This window comes from Polaromonas sp. P1_E11 (assembly GCF_056405995.1).
The window spans coordinates 109196-124079 of the sequence record NZ_JBFUBA010000006.1; the positions used below are offsets into that span (position 1 = coordinate 109196).

Annotated in this window: 15 protein-coding genes; 2 read left to right on the forward strand and 13 right to left on the reverse strand. The window is 63.1% G+C overall.

The genetic code is table 11. The features are described 5' to 3' along the window. Positions 1-33: 33 nt before the first annotated feature. The 11 genes from AC1D11_RS19055 to AC1D11_RS19105 form a co-directional block, all read right to left on the reverse strand. Positions 34-474, reverse strand: a complete 441-nt coding sequence (locus AC1D11_RS19055) for a response regulator (protein ID WP_348049366.1) — start codon at positions 472-474, stop codon at positions 34-36. A 148-nt stretch (positions 475-622) separates the two neighbouring features. Beyond that, positions 623-1651 (reverse strand): M48 family metallopeptidase, encoded by a 1029-nt coding sequence (locus AC1D11_RS19060; protein ID WP_477649331.1) that lies wholly within the window; start codon positions 1649-1651, stop codon positions 623-625. Between the two features lie 36 nt (positions 1652-1687). Continuing rightward, entirely contained in the window at positions 1688-2467 is a 780-nt protein-coding gene (locus AC1D11_RS19065) for a lysophospholipid acyltransferase family protein (protein WP_477649341.1), read from the reverse strand. Between the two features lie 117 nt (positions 2468-2584). Beyond that, a complete protein-coding gene (gene gmhB / locus AC1D11_RS19070) occupies positions 2585-3157 on the reverse strand; it encodes a D-glycero-beta-D-manno-heptose 1,7-bisphosphate 7-phosphatase (RefSeq protein WP_477649330.1) in 573 nt (190 codons plus the stop codon). 104 nt (positions 3158-3261) lie between these two features. Beyond that, positions 3262-5364, reverse strand: a complete 2103-nt coding sequence (glyS, locus tag AC1D11_RS19075; RefSeq protein WP_477649329.1) for a glycine--tRNA ligase subunit beta — start codon at positions 5362-5364, stop codon at positions 3262-3264. After that, positions 5361-6785, reverse strand: a complete 1425-nt coding sequence (locus tag AC1D11_RS19080) for a tetratricopeptide repeat protein (protein ID WP_477649328.1) — start codon at positions 6783-6785, stop codon at positions 5361-5363. Before AC1D11_RS19080 ends, glyS begins: the two co-directional genes overlap by 4 nt. Positions 6786-6788: 3 nt before the next feature. Next, positions 6789-6995 (reverse strand): hypothetical protein, encoded by a 207-nt coding sequence (locus AC1D11_RS19085; protein ID WP_477649327.1) that lies wholly within the window; start codon positions 6993-6995, stop codon positions 6789-6791. Next, positions 6992-7525 carry a metal-dependent hydrolase gene (locus AC1D11_RS19090; RefSeq protein WP_477651340.1) on the reverse strand — a complete coding sequence of 178 codons (534 nt, stop codon included), beginning with the start codon at positions 7523-7525 and terminating at the stop codon, positions 6992-6994. The genes AC1D11_RS19085 and AC1D11_RS19090 overlap by 4 nt, the downstream gene beginning before the upstream one ends. Before the next feature lie 11 nt (positions 7526-7536). After that, entirely contained in the window at positions 7537-7836 is a 300-nt protein-coding gene (locus AC1D11_RS19095; RefSeq protein ID WP_477649325.1) for an antibiotic biosynthesis monooxygenase family protein, read from the reverse strand. Then, on the reverse strand, positions 7836-8756 hold the full coding sequence (gene glyQ / locus AC1D11_RS19100) for a glycine--tRNA ligase subunit alpha (protein ID WP_348049382.1): 921 nt from the start codon (positions 8754-8756) through the stop codon (positions 7836-7838). The genes AC1D11_RS19095 and glyQ overlap by 1 nt, the downstream gene beginning before the upstream one ends. 81 nt (positions 8757-8837) lie before the next feature. After that, positions 8838-9818, reverse strand: a complete 981-nt coding sequence (locus tag AC1D11_RS19105; protein ID WP_477649324.1) for a LysR family transcriptional regulator — start codon at positions 9816-9818, stop codon at positions 8838-8840. Between the two features lie 159 nt (positions 9819-9977). Between AC1D11_RS19105 and AC1D11_RS19110 the strand changes: the two genes are divergently transcribed. Further along, entirely contained in the window at positions 9978-10751 is a 774-nt protein-coding gene (locus tag AC1D11_RS19110) for an SDR family oxidoreductase (RefSeq protein ID WP_477649323.1), read from the forward strand. 79 nt (positions 10752-10830) lie between these two features. Here AC1D11_RS19110 and AC1D11_RS19115 read toward each other — a convergent pair whose 3' ends face one another. Beyond that, complete coding sequence (locus AC1D11_RS19115) at positions 10831-11886, reverse strand: asparaginase (protein ID WP_477649340.1); 1056 nt, start codon at positions 11884-11886, stop codon at positions 10831-10833. A 265-nt stretch (positions 11887-12151) separates the two neighbouring features. Here AC1D11_RS19115 and AC1D11_RS19120 point away from each other — a divergent pair, with 265 nt between their 5' ends. Then, positions 12152-13060 carry a LysR family transcriptional regulator gene (locus AC1D11_RS19120; RefSeq protein WP_477649322.1) on the forward strand — a complete coding sequence of 303 codons (909 nt, stop codon included), beginning with the start codon at positions 12152-12154 and terminating at the stop codon, positions 13058-13060. A 209-nt stretch (positions 13061-13269) separates the two neighbouring features. Here the strand turns inward: AC1D11_RS19120 and lnt are convergent, their stop codons facing one another. Beyond that, positions 13270-14880: an apolipoprotein N-acyltransferase gene (gene lnt / locus AC1D11_RS19125; protein WP_477649321.1), complete on the reverse strand. Its 1611-nt coding sequence runs from the start codon at positions 14878-14880 to the stop codon at positions 13270-13272. Between the last annotated feature and the right edge of the window lie 4 nt (positions 14881-14884).

Consider the following 14884-nt stretch of genomic DNA (forward strand, 5'->3'; position numbering starts at 1 on the left):
GGTGAGTCTGGACCACCGGCGCGTCACGGGATGTCAACCCGCCGCGATGGATTCGTTGACACCCAGCCAGTAGGCCTGCAGGCGGTTGAGCTTTTCAGTCAGCCCCCCAAAATCGACGGGTTTGCGGACAAACCCGTTGGCCCCGCTCTGGTAACACGCCACGATGTCGGACCGTTCGCTGGAAGACGTCAGCATGACCACCGGCACCAGCGCGGTCAGGGGATTGGCCCGCACACTGCGCAGCACATCCAGGCCGGACAGCTTGGGCAGCTTCATGTCGAGCAGGATGAAAGCCGGCTGCCTTTGCGTGTCGCGCCCCGCATGGGCACCCTGGCCGAACAGAAAATCCAGTGCCTGCACACCGTCCCGGGCGACGGCAATCTCGGCTGTGACGCCCTGCTCCTCCAGCGTCAGCACGGTCAGTTCCAGGTGGTCCGGATTGTCTTCAACTACAAGTATGAGTTTGTCGTTCATGTGGACTTCAGGTGCACGGTGTCAATCCCTGTCGTTTTCTGGTTTTTTGGTGTTTTCTCATATTACCAAGTAACGAAACGCCGCAATACTGTGATTTGTACCCCCTTTGACGTCGCTCAACAGGCGTGCAAAACGCAGCAGCGCCGGCCTACCAGCGGGGAATTGCTTCGTCCTTGAGCTGGCCGCGCAGCTCGGCGTAGTCGGGCACCACCGCGCGCACGGTGTCCCAAAAGCGCGGGCTGTGGTCCATGACACGCAAATGGCTCAATTCATGAACCACCACGTAGTCGATCACCGACTGCTTGAAATGGATCAACCGCCAGTTCAGCCGGATGGACCCATCCGCGCTGGCGCTGCCCCAGCGGGTGCCGGCGCTGGAAAGGCTGAGCTTGCGCCACTGCACGCCCAGGTGCGGCGCGAAATGGTTGAGCCGCTCGGTAAAGACCCGCTTGGCCTGGCGCATCAGCCAGGCCTGCACGGCATCGCGGATCTGCTCGGGCGTGGCAAGGTGGGGCAGGCCCACGTGCAGCGTGAGCTGCGCCACACCGGGCAAGGTGCCATTGGCCGCATCGCCGTTGCCCTGCAGCAAGACTTCGGCGGCCGCGGTGCCGGTTTTGAGTTCGGCGCCGACACCGCCGAAAGCATGCCGCGGATCGATCACCACAATGACCTGGTCCCCCAGGAAGGGCAGCGTGGTGCCGTCCTTCCAGTCAATGCGTGCGGATTCGAGGCGCTCATGGCGGGCGCGGGTTTCCTGCAGCTTGGCCAGGATCCAGCCGGATTTTTCCAGCACGGCCTTGTCGATTTCATACAGCGGCACCCATTTGGGTGCGCTCACTGTGAGACCGTCGGCGCCGGCAGAAAAGCCAATGGTCTTGCGTTTGCTGCGGCGGAACTCATAGGCCACCAAAATGCCGTCCAGCACGGTCTCACGGGTGGCGCGCGGATGGCGGAACGTGGCGGGTGCCAGGGCCTGCTGCAAGGTTTGGGCGGGGAGTTGAGGCCCCACGAACTCACCATTCGCTATGTTTTCGATAGCTGGTGGCGCAGTATTTATGGGGGTTACAGGCGTTTTTTGCCTGCTTTTTCTGGCTTTGGAGCCGCCGGGAACGCCAGCAAGCGGCGCCGGCGCGGAATCAAACAGGTCGAGCGTGAACTGAAGAAGCCGTTGCATCATGGCAGTTTAGCTTGACAGCATGGGCAGGCTGGCCGCTCAGGTATTGGGTGCGACGGGTGTGGCGGGCGCGGCGACCACTTCGCCGGCATAGGCCTCAGGGTCCAGCCGGCGCATTTCGGCTTCGATCCAGGTTTCCACCTCGCGCATCAACTCGTCGGGCTGCCGGCCGGTGCTGTCGATCGGTTTGCCGATGGAGATGTCAACGATGCCCGGGGTTTTGATGAAGGCCTTGCGCGGCCAGCATTTGGCCGAGGTCACGGCAATCGGGATCACGGGAGCGCCGGTTTCAATGGCCAGGCGCGTGCCGCCGGATTTGTAAGTACCCTTCTGGCCACGTGGAATGCGCGTGCCTTCGGGGAACATGATGACCCATGTGCCCTGTGCCATCAAGCGCTTGCCCTGCACGACGACCTTGTTGAAAGCCTGCGACCGCTGGCTGCGGTCGATGTGGATCATGTCCATGCGCGCCATGGCCCAGCCGAAGAACGGCACGTAGAGCAGCTCTTTCTTGAACACATAGGCCAGCGGGTGCGGCATCAGCGTGGGCATGCACAGGGTCTCCCAGGTGCTCTGGTGCTTGAGCAGCAGAACAGCGGCGCTGGTCTGGCCCGTGGGCAGGTTTTCCATGCCGGTCACCCGGTTCTTGATGCCCAGGATGAAGGTGCCGCCGCTGACCGCCACACGCAGCCAGCCCGCGCACATCCAGTACATGGTGTTGCTGCTGACGAACAGGGAGGCGATCACCACAAAGGTCGCCCAGGGGATCACCGTGATGGCCATCCACAGCAGGTGAAGAATTGATCGAATCAGGCGCATGTCAAAGTTTCCGGTATCAGGCAGGTTGTGGATGCTGCTGTGCAGCATTTTCACGGTGTTTTAAGGCTTCGGCCCTTATGTGGCGGGCGCAAGCAGCTTGCATTTTTATAGCACCACTTACAGGGCCACTTGCAGCGGCCGGGCGCTGCGTTCCAGGATGAAATCGGCAAAGGCCGATAAATCGGTGTGCAACTGCGTGCCTTCGGGCAGGCCCTCGGGCTGCCCGCCGCTGCGGTAGCGCGCCGACTTGCCCGTCAGCACCAGGTGCGGTTCGCACCCGGCGGCCGCGCCGGCCTGCAGGTCACGCAAAGAATCCCCTGCGGTGGGTACCCCCTTGAGCGGCACGCCGAAACGCGCACCGATCTGCTCGAAAAGGCCGGGCAGCGGCTTGCGGCAGGTGCAGCTTTCCTCAGGGGCATGCGGACAGTAAAACACCGCATCGATGCGCCCGCCGACAGCGGCCAGCAGCTTGTGCATCTTGGCGTGCATGGCGTTGAGCGCCGCCACGTCAAAGAGGCCACGCCCCAGGCCCGACTGGTTGGACGCGATCACGACGTGCCAGCCGGCATGGTTCAGGCGCGCAATGGCCTCCAGCGAACCCGGCAGCGGCAACCACTCGTCCGGCGCCTTGACGAAGTCGTCGCTGTCGCTGTTGATGGTGCCGTCGCGGTCGAGGATGACGAGTTTCATGGTGTTTTACCTTACCAAAAAAGATCGGCCGGCCGCCGGGCCGCCCCAAGGCCGGCCAGCCCCCTCTGGGGGCAGCGACGACACGAAGTGCGGAGCGTGGGGGCTCATGTTGCCAGTTTGGAGAGGTCAGCCACCCGGTTCATGGCCTGATGAAGGGTCGCGAGCAAACCGAGACGGTTGGCACGCAGCGCCGGGTCTTCGGCATTGACCATCACGCCGTCGAAGAAGGCATCGACCGGCGCCTTGAGCGCGGCCAATGCCTGCAGCGAGGCCGCGTAGTCGCCAGCGGCGAAAGTGGCTTCGGCTTTGGGCCCCACGGTCTTCAATGCATCAGCGAGGGATTTCTCGGCGGCTTCCTGCAGCAGCTCAGGTTTGACGGCAGCTTCGACCGTGCCTTCAGCCTTCTTCAGGATGTTGCCGACGCGCTTGTTGGCTGCGGCGAGAGCCGGTGCCTCGGGCAGTGCGGCAAAGGCCCGCACGGCCGCCAGACGCTTGGCCACATCGCCCAGGCGCTGGGGTTTGAGGGCCAGCACGGCATCGACCTCTTGCGCGCTGTAGCCCTGCTCGCGCAGGGAACCGGCGAGGCGGTCGTAGATAAAGTCGACCAACGCCACGGAGGCATCCTGAATTTTGTCGCCGAACACCGGTTGCGCGCCCTGCACCAGTTCCAGCAGGCCCAAAGGCAGGTCTTTCTCGACCAGCATGCGAATCACGCCCAGCGCATGGCGGCGCAGCGCGAACGGGTCCTTGTCGCCGGTCGGCAGGTTGCCGATGCCGAACATGCCGACCAGCGTTTCCAGCTTGTCGGCCAGCGCGACGATGACGCCGACGGTGTTGCGCGGCAGTTCATCGCCGGCAAAGCGCGGCTTGTAGTGGTCTTCAATCGCGTCGGCCACGTCGGCACTGAGGCCGTCGTTGAGTGCGTAGTAGCGGCCCATGGTGCCTTGCAGTTCAGGGAACTCGCCCACCATGTCGGTCACCAGGTCAGTCTTGGCCAGTTCGGCGGCACGCTGCACATCGGCGACATTGGCATTCAAACGATTGGCAATGGCCTCGGCGATGGCGCGTACGCGCTGCGTGCGTTCGCCCTGCGTGCCCAGCTTGTTGTGATACACCACCTTGCCCAGGCCTTCGACGCGCGAAGCCAGCGTCTTTTTGCGGTCCTGGTCAAAGAAAAACTTGGCATCCGCCAGGCGCGGGCGCACCACGCGCTCGTTGCCACCGATCACGGCGCTGGCATCTGTTGGGCTGATATTGCTGACGACCAGAAACTTGTTGGTGAGCTTGCCCGACGCGTCCAGCAGCGGGAAGTACTTCTGGTTGGCCTTCATCGTGAGGATCAGGCATTCCTGCGGCACGCCGAGGAATTCTTTTTCGAATTCGCAAACCAGCACATTGGGGCGCTCGACCAGCGCGGTCACCTCGTCGAGCAGGGCGTCGTCTTCAATCGCCCTGGCGCCGCCGCCCACTTTGGCTGCGGCTGCAGCAAGCTGCTTGATGATTTCGGCTTTGCGCGCGGCAAAACTGGCGATCACCGCGCCGTCTTTTTGCAGGGTAGCGGCGTAGCTATCGGCATCCTTCAGCATCACTGGGTCGACCGCCGCTTCAAAGCGGTGGCCGTGTGTGATGTTGCCGGCCTTCAGGCCCAAAGCCTCGATAGCGACCACCGAGCTGCCATGCAGCGCGACCAGGCCGTGCGCCGGGCGGACGAATTTCACATCGCTCCAGCCATCGGCCAGCTGGTAGGTCATGACCTTGGGGATGGGCAATTTGGCAATGGCTTCGAGCAGCGCCTTTTGCAGGCCTTCGGTCAAAGTCGCGCCCTTGACGTTGCTGTCATAAAACAGCGCCTCTGCCTTGCCGTCGGGCGCACGCTTGAGGCCAGCCACGGCCGACGCATCGGCGCCCAGCGCCTGCAGCTTCTTTAGCAGCGCGGGTGTGGCATTGCCCGAAGCATCCAGCCCCACCGTCACCGGCATGAGTTTTTGCGAAACAGCCTTGTCGGCCGCCTGGGCCGCAACCCCAGTGACATGCGCGGCCAGGCGGCGCGGCGAGGCGAAGGCGGTGAGCACCGAATCAGCTGTCGTCAGGCCCTGGGCTTTGAGCTGCTCGAACAGCACGCCGGAAAAGGCATCGCCCAGCTTATTCAGCGCCTTCGGGGGCAGCTCTTCAACAAACAGTTCAACAAGCAGGCTTTGGGTTGTCATAGTGAGATTGTGCACAGGCGGGGTGCCTGCGCGGTTTCGTAGATTCGGGTGGTTTCGGAGGTAGCGCTCATGCCAACCAGCGCACGCGCGGTCGCAAGCATCGACTGATCAATTTTCTCGGTCTGCGCGGTTACGCGCGCGACCTGCTCGGGCGGTGGCGCAACGCGGGTGCCTAATCGCGGCCGGATTTCGTCCTGGATCGCCTCGCCGATGCGAAACTGGAACTCTAGCTGGTAATACAGCCAGCCGGGGTCGGTGGGATGTGCCACCGCCAGGCGTTGCATGTGTTGGAGTGCGTCACCATAAACCGCCACGGCGGCGTCAGTTCGCCCGGCGTTGAGGTGATCGTCGGCGATCTGCAGGTAGCTGCTGCGCAGATCCATCTGGGCGTCGATACTGGCGGGATCACGCTCCACTATGGCCGTACGCAACCGCAAGGCCTCCCGCAGCAACTGGGCGCCAACGTCGCTTTTACCCTTGTTGCTTTCAAACACACCAGCGCTGGCGCGGTTGTGCGCCAGATCGCGTTGCCACACGAGGTTGGCGGGGTCACGTTGCACCAGCTTCTTGTGGATTTCAAAGCCAGCCTGGTACGCGTCGCGCGCCTGGCTGACGTTGACGACGATGTGGAACATCTCGCCCAATCGGTCGTAGTTCAGCGCAAGTTCATGCTGCAGTGCTGCGTTGGAGGGTGCCTCCTCGGCCAGCTTTTCTCGCAGGTCGAGTTCGGCGATTTTGGCGGCGCGTGCCGGCTTTTCTCCACCCATGCCGAACTGCGCGGAGCCCAGACCCCGGTATAGCTCCGCAAGGTCATGCCGCCACGCACTGCTGGCGTGATCTTTCGCGACAAGGCTTTTTTGCAGATCGACGGCTTTTTGGTGCAGATCGCGGCTTGTGGCCCACACACCTGACACTTCAGCCAGGCGCGAATACGACATCGCCAGATCACGCTGCCACGCGGCCTGCCCGGGATCGCCAGCGAGCAGCTTTTCGAGGATCGCAACCGCAGAAGTAAAAGATGCCCGCGCCGCCTGCCGGGCTGTCGCGGCGCCGGCCTCATCGGGCGCCGCATCACGAGCGCCACCGGGCCGAACCAGCCTCACAGGGAGCTTGACGATGGCTTGCAGCAAATCCTTTCGCCGCGCATCCGCTGGCGCTTCTTCTGCATTGATTCCTGCGGCATTCCGTGCGTGCCGGTAACCCGCCTCATACGGATAACGCAACAACGCCAGGTCGCCCCGGCATGCTTGAGCCTTCCCGGTGCGCATGTGTCCCAGAGCCACTTCGTACTGCGCCTGCCGATTGGGCTTGGCGTCGAGTTGCACCGGAGATTGCACCTGCGGCTGTGCAGCCGAAGGCACGGCAGCCCCGAGCATGGCAAGCCCCGCCAGCGTTGCGCTTGTCAACAGTATTGACTTCATGGGTCAGGCGGCCTTCGTCGGCATCTGTTCTACCCATCGACGCGGCGCGAAGTAACCACTTTGCGCCAGGTTGCGGATGCGGCCAATGCAGGGCGCATGGCCCGTCACACCGATGGCGCCACGCGCGAGCAGCAAGTTGCAGCTGTGAGCGGCCTTGAGCAGCGCCCCCCCAACAAACAGTTCAACAAGAAGATTTCGCGAACCGTTCATTGTTTTTTTCGGGAATGCCGGAGCGCAAAAATAGTCAGGGCTGCGGCCATGAGCGGCAGCCAGATGGTTTGGATCTCATTGAGCAACACGTCGGCGCCGCGTTGCGTGAAGAACCGGGAAAAGGAGACCGGCGACACCTCGACGGGCCGCCAGGGGCTGAAAAACCGCTGGTCGGAAAACGGCCAATAGAGGGGAATAGCCACGCCGCCATTGGTGAGGGTGTCCAGCAAGGGATGCGAGAACACGCAAAGCGCGATCCACGCATAGCCTTGCCACGGCGGAAGTTTCCAGTGCCGCGCCAGCCACCAGCCGATGAGGCCCACCACGAGCGCAAAACCCAGGGTATGGGTAAAGCCGCGATGGCCCCAGATACCGCCGTAATGAATGCCGAGCTTGAAAGCGATACCGTCAAAGTCGGGAAGGATGGCCGCAACCATGCCCGCCAGCAACATGGAGGGCGGTATCCGCTTGCTGCCCAGCGCCACTGCGGCTGCAATGGGAACGGCAATATGGGAAAAGATGGTGGGCATCGAAGATCAGCTCACCGTTTTGGTGTGGCATCGGCGTAATGCAACACCGTGGGAAACGGATCGTAAAAATGGTGGAGCAGCTTGCGCCACGCCTGGTAGGGCTCTGACTGGCGGAATCCCACGGTGTGGTCTTCCAGGGTGTTCCAGCGCACCAGCAGCATGTAGTGGTGGTCGTTTTCCAGGCAGCGCTGCAACTCGTGGCCCTGGTAGCCGCCCATTGACGCGATGATGGCCTGCGCCTGGGCAAAAGCCGCCTCGAAAGCGGACGCTTCGCCGGGTTTGACCTGCAACTGGGCGATTTCCAGAATCATTACGCCGCTTTCTTCGCCATCTGCTCAACCCATTCACGCGGCGCCATCGGGAAGCCCAGGCGCTCTCGGCTTTCGTAATAGCTTTGCGCCACGGCGCGGGCCAGGTTGCGGATGCGGCCGATATAGGCGGCGCGCTCGGTCACGCTGATGGCGCCGCGCGCGTCCAGCAGATTGAAGCTGTGGGCAGCCTTGAGCACCTGCTCATAGGCAGGCAAGGCCAGCTGCACGTCGATCAGGTGTTTGGCCTGCTTCTCATGCGCCGTGAAAGCGGTAAACAGGAAGTCGGCGTCGCTGTGCTCGAAGTTGTAGGTGGACTGCTCGACTTCGTTTTGTTTGTAGACGTCGCCGTAGCTGAGCTTTGAGCCATCAGGCCCTTCGGTCCAGGTCAGGTTGTAGACGTTGTCCACGCCTTGCAAATACATGGCCAGGCGTTCCAGGCCGTAGGTGATTTCGCCGGTGGCGGGCTTGCAGTCGATGCCGCCGACCTGCTGGAAGTAGGTGAACTGCGTGACTTCCATGCCGTTGAGCCAGACTTCCCAGCCCAGGCCCCAGGCGCCCAGCGTCGGGTTTTCCCAATCGTCTTCCACAAAGCGGATGTCGTTTTTCTTCAGGTCAAAGCCCAGCGCTTCCAGCGAACCGAGGTAGAGCTCGAGAATGTTGGCGGGCGCCGGCTTGAGCACGACCTGGTACTGGTAGTAGTGCTGCAGGCGGTTGGGGTTCTCGCCGTAGCGGCCGTCCTTGGGGCGGCGGCTGGGCTGCACATAGGCGGCTTTCCAGGGCTCGGGGCCCAGCGCGCGCAGAAACGTCGCGGTGTGCGAAGTACCTGCGCCGACTTCCATGTCGTAGGGCTGCAGCAGCGCGCAACCCTGGTCAGCCCAATAGGACTGCAGCTTCAAAATAATTTGCTGGAAAGTAAGCATAAGAGTGGAGTGTTGCCAAACGCGGGGCACATCGATTGCAGGCCCGGGGAGCGGCGCCTCAGGTGGCGGCCGCCAAGCCGGTCATTTTACGCGGCGGCGCGCGGGCGCCTTTGTGTGCGCCTTACCGGTCGGCATCACTGGCGGCATCTGGGTGGGCGGCACATACCAGCCGGGCCCGGTCTTGAAGGCCTCGACCAGAAAATCCACCATCACACGGACCTTGGCGCTCAGGTGCCGGCGGCTGGGGTAGACCGCCAGCACGTCGATTTCAGGCATGCGGTAGCCCGGCAGCAGCGGCACCAGCCGGCCTTCGCGCAGGTCCTCCCCGACCAGAAAGGCCGGCTGCCAGATGATGCCCAGCCCGGCCACGGCCGCTTCGCGGGCGGTATCGCCGTTGTTGGCGTGCATGATGTAGTTGACCTTGACCACATGTGGGCGCCCCTCGTCGTCGATGAAATGCCATTCGTTGGCAGTGGCGGCATAGGTGTAGCCCAGGCAGCGGTGGCCCGCGAGGTCGGCGGGCACAGCCGGCCAGCCGTGCTTTTTCAGGTAGGCCGGCGCGGCGCAGAGGATGTTGCAGGAAGTCGCCAGCTTGCGCGCCGCATGGGTGGCCGGCCCCGCGCGCGAAACGCGTATGGCGAGGTCGTAGCCTTCTTCCACGATGTCCACCACGCGGTCGCTGAGGGCAATGTCGAGCTCCACCTCCGGATAGCGTTGCATGAAGCGCGGCCACAGCGGCGCGAGGTGCCGGATGCCAAAGCTCACAGGCGCGTTGATGCGCAGGCGCCCGCGCGGTTGCAGGGTGGCCGACGAGGCCAGCGCCTCCGCATCGGCAACCTCTTCAAGAATAGACTTGCTGCGCTCATACAGCGCTTCGCCGCTTTCGGTGAGCGAAAGCTTGCGCGAGCTGCGGTTGAGCAGGCGCGTGCCGAGGTGGGCTTCCAGCTCATTGATGTAGCGGGTGACGTTGGCCGGCGAGGTGTCGAGCGCATCGGCCGCACGCGTGAAACTGCCGCGGCCCACCACGCTGGCAAACACCTCAAACGCACGCAGCCTGTCCATTTCAGCCCCCATCATTCATAAAAGATGAATGATTAAATCACTTTTCAAGCCTTCTTCCAATAGAAGATGAACCGTACATTGGACTCATCGGCAGGCAACAAGACCCACCGAAACCCTAAACCACTGAATCCCTTCACCACACGACACAAGGAAACTGACATGACCACGCAAAGCTCCTCCCCCACACCCCGTTTTGCCAACAAGACCGTGCTCGTCACGGGCGGCAACAGCGGCATCGGCCTGGCCACCGCATTGCAATTCGCCGGGCAAGGTGCCCGCGTTGTGATCACCGGCCGCGATCAAGCGTCACTGGACAAAGCCAAAGCCCAACTGGGCGAAGGCGCTATCGCCCTGCGCAACGATGCCGGAGCGGCGGGCGCTTCCAAGGCGCTGGCCTCCGCACTGACGGCCGAAGGGATTACGCTGGACGCGGTTTTTATCAACGCAGGCCTGGCCAAGTTCGCCCCGCTCGAAAGCGTGGACGAAGCGCTCTGGGACGAGACCTTCAATGTCAACGTGAAAGGCGCGTTCTTCGCCATCCAGGCACTGTCGCCGCTGCTGAACACTGGCGCCGCCATCATCCTGAACGGCTCGATCAACGCCCACATCGGCATGCCCAACTCCAGCGTGTATGCAGCCAGCAAGGCCGCGTTGATTTCGCTGGCAAAAACGCTGTCGGGTGAACTGGTGGCGCGTGGCATCCGCGTCAATGTGGTGAGCCCCGGCCCGGTCACGACGCCGCTGTACGGCAAGCTTGGCGTGCCTGCAGACCAGCTTGATGCGCTGGCCGCCGGCATCCAGGCGCAAGTGCCGCTGAAACGCTTCGGCACGCCCGACGAAGTGGCCAGCGCCGTGGTGTATTTGTCATCGCCTGATGCGGCTTTCATCGTCGGTACCGAGCTGATCGTCGACGGCGGCATGAGCCAGCTGTAAGCACTTCCCGCGTACGCCGCGAAAACGAAAAAGGGCGATGCCGCTGCCGGCATCGCCCTGCTTCTGATTACGCAAAAACTCAGTACTGCCAGAAGATGCGCTGCAGTTCCTTGCTGTCAATGTTCTTGGTCAAGGCGACAGCGGCCAGGATGCGCGCCTTTTGCGGGTTCAGGTCATGCGCGACCACCCAGTCGTACTTGTCGTCAGGCTGCTCGGCGTTGCGCAGCACAAAGCCTTCGGGCACACGCGAGGAGCGCACGACCTGGATGCCTTTGGCGCGAACTTCCTGCAGCGCAGGAACCACACGGTCGGCCACGGAGCCGTTGCCGGTGCCGCCGTGGATCAGGGCCTTGATGCCAGTCTTGCCGACGGAGTCCACCGCGGAGCGCGGCACGTTGCCGTAGCCATAGACGATATCGACCGGCGCCAGCGCTTCGAAATCATCAATGTTGAATTCGGACTGCGCGGTGTGACGCTTCACGGGCGCGCGGAACCAGTAATTCTGGCCTTCCACCACCATGCCCAGCGGGCCCCACTGGCTCTTGAAGGCCTCGGTCTTGATGTTGATGGTTTTGGTGACATCGCGGCCGCTCTGCAATTCGTCGTTCATGGTGACCAGCACGCCTTTGCCGGCGGCGTCCTTGCTGGCAGCCACGCTCACGGCGTTAAAAAGATTCAGCGCGCCATCGGCCGACAGCGCCGTACCGGGCCGCATGGAGCCGACCACCACGATGGGCTTGCTGGTGCGGATCACGAGGTTCAGGAAGTAGGCGGTTTCTTCCAGGGTGTCGGTGCCGTGGGTGACCACGATGCCGTCCACGTCGGACTGCTTGACCAGCGCCGAGATGCGCTTGCCCAATTTCATCAGGTTGTCGTTGGTGAAACTTTCGGAAGCAATTTGCGAGACCTGCTCGCCCTTGACGTTGGCCACGTTGGCCAGCTCGGGCAGGCCGGCCAGCAACTTGTCGACCGGCACCTTGGCGGCGGCATAAGTCGCGCTGTTCAGTGCTGAGGCGCCGGCGCCGGCAATGGTGCCGCCGGTGGCCAGGATCACGACATTGGGTTTTGCGGCGGTTTGCGCCAGCGCGGGCGCGCCGAGCGTGGTAAACGCCACCAGGCCAAGCGCAGCGCCCATGTGACGAAATGTTGAGGTTATTTGCATGTATGTCTCCAAGGAAATGGAATTTGTCTGATTTTTTGCGCACAGCGAGCAAAACAAACGGTTTCACCCGCCTTTGCGGCGATTTCCCCCGCCTTGCGGCCAAAGGTGGCTCATCGTAGCGACGCTGGCATGACTCAGCGATGCATAATGTAACGAGGGGTATGAATAAAACTCACACCCCTCAGCAGCATGGCCCCATGCACCTCCGGCGACCCGGCAGCGACATACCCGCAGCGACATGAACCTCAGGCAACTTGAAGTCTTCCAGGCGGTGATGCAGACCGGCAACATGAGCGCCGCGGCGCGGCTGATCTGCATCACGCCCTCGGCCGTCAGCAAGACGATTGCGCACACGGAACTGCAACTGGGTTACAAGCTTTTTACCCGCGGCAAGGGCACGCTGGCCCCCACGCCCGAAGCGCGCGTGCTGTTTGAAGAGTCTTCGCAAATCCACCAGAAGCTGGACGGGCTCAAGCGCATTGCCGTCAACCTGCGGCAGTCGGCCGGCGGCCAGGTACGGCTTGCGGCCATTCCGTCCGTCAGCCACGAGTTTTTGCCGCTGGTGCTGGAAAGGCACATGGCGCGCTACCCGCGCGTTCGCATCGAAGTCCGCACGCTGCACCAGGACCAGATGGTGCAGGCCCTGTTGACTCGCAGCGTGGACTTTGCCCTTGGTTTTTATGAACACCCACACCCGTTGTTGACCAGTTCGACGCTGGTGAGCGGCCCGCTCTACCTGGCCGTCACACGCGACATCTGGCAACGAGCCGTGAAGGCCAGGCGCCAGAACCCGATGTCCTTCCTGGCCAGCATGCCGCTGATACGGCTGGTGGGGGAAGACCCGATGTGCCAGTCGATCGACGACCTGGCGCGCCACCTGGGCCTGACCGCCCCCGAGGGATTGCAGGTGCACACCTCGCGGCTGGCGCTGGAGCTGGTCAAGCGCGGCATGGGCTGGACGGTGGTGGACTTCCTGACGGCCAGCAACCTGGACCCGCAATCATTGACCGCGGTGCCGCTGCATGACTTTGCCCAGGCGCCACTCCAGATGTATTTTGCGAGCAGCACACCACCTGGTCAGGATGCGATTCGGATGTTAGAAATGCTGCCGGAGCTACTGCACGGCGTCATGGCTGCAACGCACTGAGCACAGCACCTCCGAGCCAGCAGGCGCCGCGGAACCGGCTTTGCCGGGCCGCTGGCACCGCCCCCTTGAGGGGGGAACGGGCTACACGAAGTGAGCCTGGACAGGGGTGAAACTATTTCTCCGCGGAACTGGCTTTGCCAAGCCGCAGGCGCCGCCCCTGGAAGGGGGAAGGCGCTACACGCAGTGAGCGTCCGACGGGGTGGGGCAGTCTACCGACGGCGGCGGAACGCCAGCGCCAGACCGGCCACGCCCAGCCCGAAGCCCCACAGCGGCCAGAGGCCGTAGCGGGACACCCACTGGGCATACGGCGTGATGCCGTTGCGGCCCTGAACGTCGCCGTTCAGCACGCCGCGCGTGTGGCGTTCCAGCGAATGCGTGACCTTGCCCTGATGGTCGATGATGACCGTGGCACCGGTGTTGGTGGCGCGGATCATCGGCCGGCTGAATTCCAGCGCGCGCATGCGCGAAATTTGCAGGTGCTGGTCAATCGCCACGGTGTTGCCGAACCAGGCGATGTTGCTGACATTGACAAAAATCGTCGGGGCGAGCGCAGGATCGATGAAGCGCGCACCGAGCTCTTCGCCAAAAAGGTCTTCGTAGCAGATGTTGGGCGCCAGCCGCTGGCCTTTCCATTCGAAGGAGGCCTGCCCGACCGCGCCGCGGTTGAAGTCGCCCAACGGGATGTGCATCATGTCGATGAACCACCTGAAACCTGGCGGTATGAACTCGCCGAACGGCACCAGGTGATGCTTGTCGAAACGGTATGGCTCTGCTTGCCCGGGCTTGAAGCCCAGCACGGAGTTGGCGTACCCGGCCTGGGAGCTGCCAATCGGCAGGCCGATCAATGCCGCCTGGTTGCCGGCGGCAAACCTTGCCTGCAGCGCTTGCCAATAGCCTTCCGGCAATTGCTGGGGCAGCACGGGGATGGCGGTTTCAGGCGCCACCACCAGCGGCGCTTTCGCATCGCGCAACTGCTGGCCGTACCAGCGCAGCGCCGTGGCCACGCCTGTGCCGGGCTGGAATTTTTCGTTCTGGGGAATGTTCCCCTGCAGCAGCGAGACACCCAGCGGCTCGGCGGGCTGGACCGGGGCATCGCCAGGCCAGGCGCTTTGCACCGGCAGATAACCCGCCACTATGCAGACAACCAGAATGCCGGTCACGTTCAGCCATTGCACATGGGATGCGCGCAGGGTCATCGCCAGCCAGGCGGCAACCAGCGCAGCCAGGAAAGTCAGCCCATGCACACCCACCCACGCGGCCAGCGGCCTGGCCCAGCCGTCGACGTGGGCATAGCCGCCCTCTCCCCAGGGAAAGCCGGTAAAGAATTCGACCCGGGCCAGCTCTGCCAGCAGCCAGAGGGCTGCAAACACCGTGGCGCGTGGCAGCCTGCGCCTGGGCGCCAGCTTCACGAAAAATGCGCTGGCCGCTGCGTAGTAAAGCGACAGGAAGGCGGCAAGCAGCACAATGGCCAGCACGGTCAGTGGCGCGGCCAGCCCGCCGTAGTAGTGCATGGAAATGAACAGCCACCAGAAGGTGCTGCACAACATCGCCGTGCCGAAGAGGCCACCCATCCAGGCAGCGCGCTTCCAGGAGCGGCAGCTGTCAAGTTGCGCGGCAAACAGGAAAATCGCCAGCAGCTGCAGCCACCAAAGCGGCTGGCCCTGTGCAAAACCAAAGTCAAAAGGCCATGCCATGCTTGCTGCATGGGCGCAACCAGCTATCAAAATAATAGCGACCTGGAACGGTGAAATGCCTTTGCGCGGCGGCGGGTTGCGCGCGTGCTCAAGCAACGCGGGCAAGGTCGGGAGATGGGACATCATGCTT

Coding starts and splice junctions, on each gene's coding strand:
- AC1D11_RS19060 (WP_477649331.1), bottom strand. CDS start 1,651: ATGATGCAACGGCTTCTTCAGTTCACGCTCGACCTGTTTGATTCCGCG.
- AC1D11_RS19095 (WP_477649325.1), bottom strand. CDS start 7,836: ATGATTCTGGAAATCGCCCAGTTGCAGGTCAAACCCGGCGAAGCGTCC.
- AC1D11_RS19090 (WP_477651340.1), bottom strand. CDS start 7,525: ATGCCCACCATCTTTTCCCATATTGCCGTTCCCATTGCAGCCGCAGTG.
- glyQ (WP_348049382.1), bottom strand. CDS start 8,756: ATGCTTACTTTCCAGCAAATTATTTTGAAGCTGCAGTCCTATTGGGCT.
- AC1D11_RS19110 (WP_477649323.1), top strand. CDS start 9,978: ATGACCACGCAAAGCTCCTCCCCCACACCCCGTTTTGCCAACAAGACC.
- gmhB (WP_477649330.1), bottom strand. CDS start 3,157: ATGAAACTCGTCATCCTCGACCGCGACGGCACCATCAACAGCGACAGC.
- AC1D11_RS19065 (WP_477649341.1), bottom strand. CDS start 2,467: ATGCGCCTGATTCGATCAATTCTTCACCTGCTGTGGATGGCCATCACG.
- AC1D11_RS19085 (WP_477649327.1), bottom strand. CDS start 6,995: ATGAACGGTTCGCGAAATCTTCTTGTTGAACTGTTTGTTGGGGGGGCG.
- AC1D11_RS19120 (WP_477649322.1), top strand. CDS start 12,152: ATGAACCTCAGGCAACTTGAAGTCTTCCAGGCGGTGATGCAGACCGGC.
- AC1D11_RS19105 (WP_477649324.1), bottom strand. CDS start 9,818: ATGGACAGGCTGCGTGCGTTTGAGGTGTTTGCCAGCGTGGTGGGCCGC.
- AC1D11_RS19055 (WP_348049366.1), bottom strand. CDS start 474: ATGAACGACAAACTCATACTTGTAGTTGAAGACAATCCGGACCACCTG.
- glyS (WP_477649329.1), bottom strand. CDS start 5,364: ATGACAACCCAAAGCCTGCTTGTTGAACTGTTTGTTGAAGAGCTGCCC.
- AC1D11_RS19080 (WP_477649328.1), bottom strand. CDS start 6,785: ATGAAGTCAATACTGTTGACAAGCGCAACGCTGGCGGGGCTTGCCATG.
- AC1D11_RS19115 (WP_477649340.1), bottom strand. CDS start 11,886: ATGGGCGCTGCGCTTGGCCTGGTGGCGTTTACCACGCTCGGCGCGCCC.
- lnt (WP_477649321.1), bottom strand. CDS start 14,880: ATGATGTCCCATCTCCCGACCTTGCCCGCGTTGCTTGAGCACGCGCGC.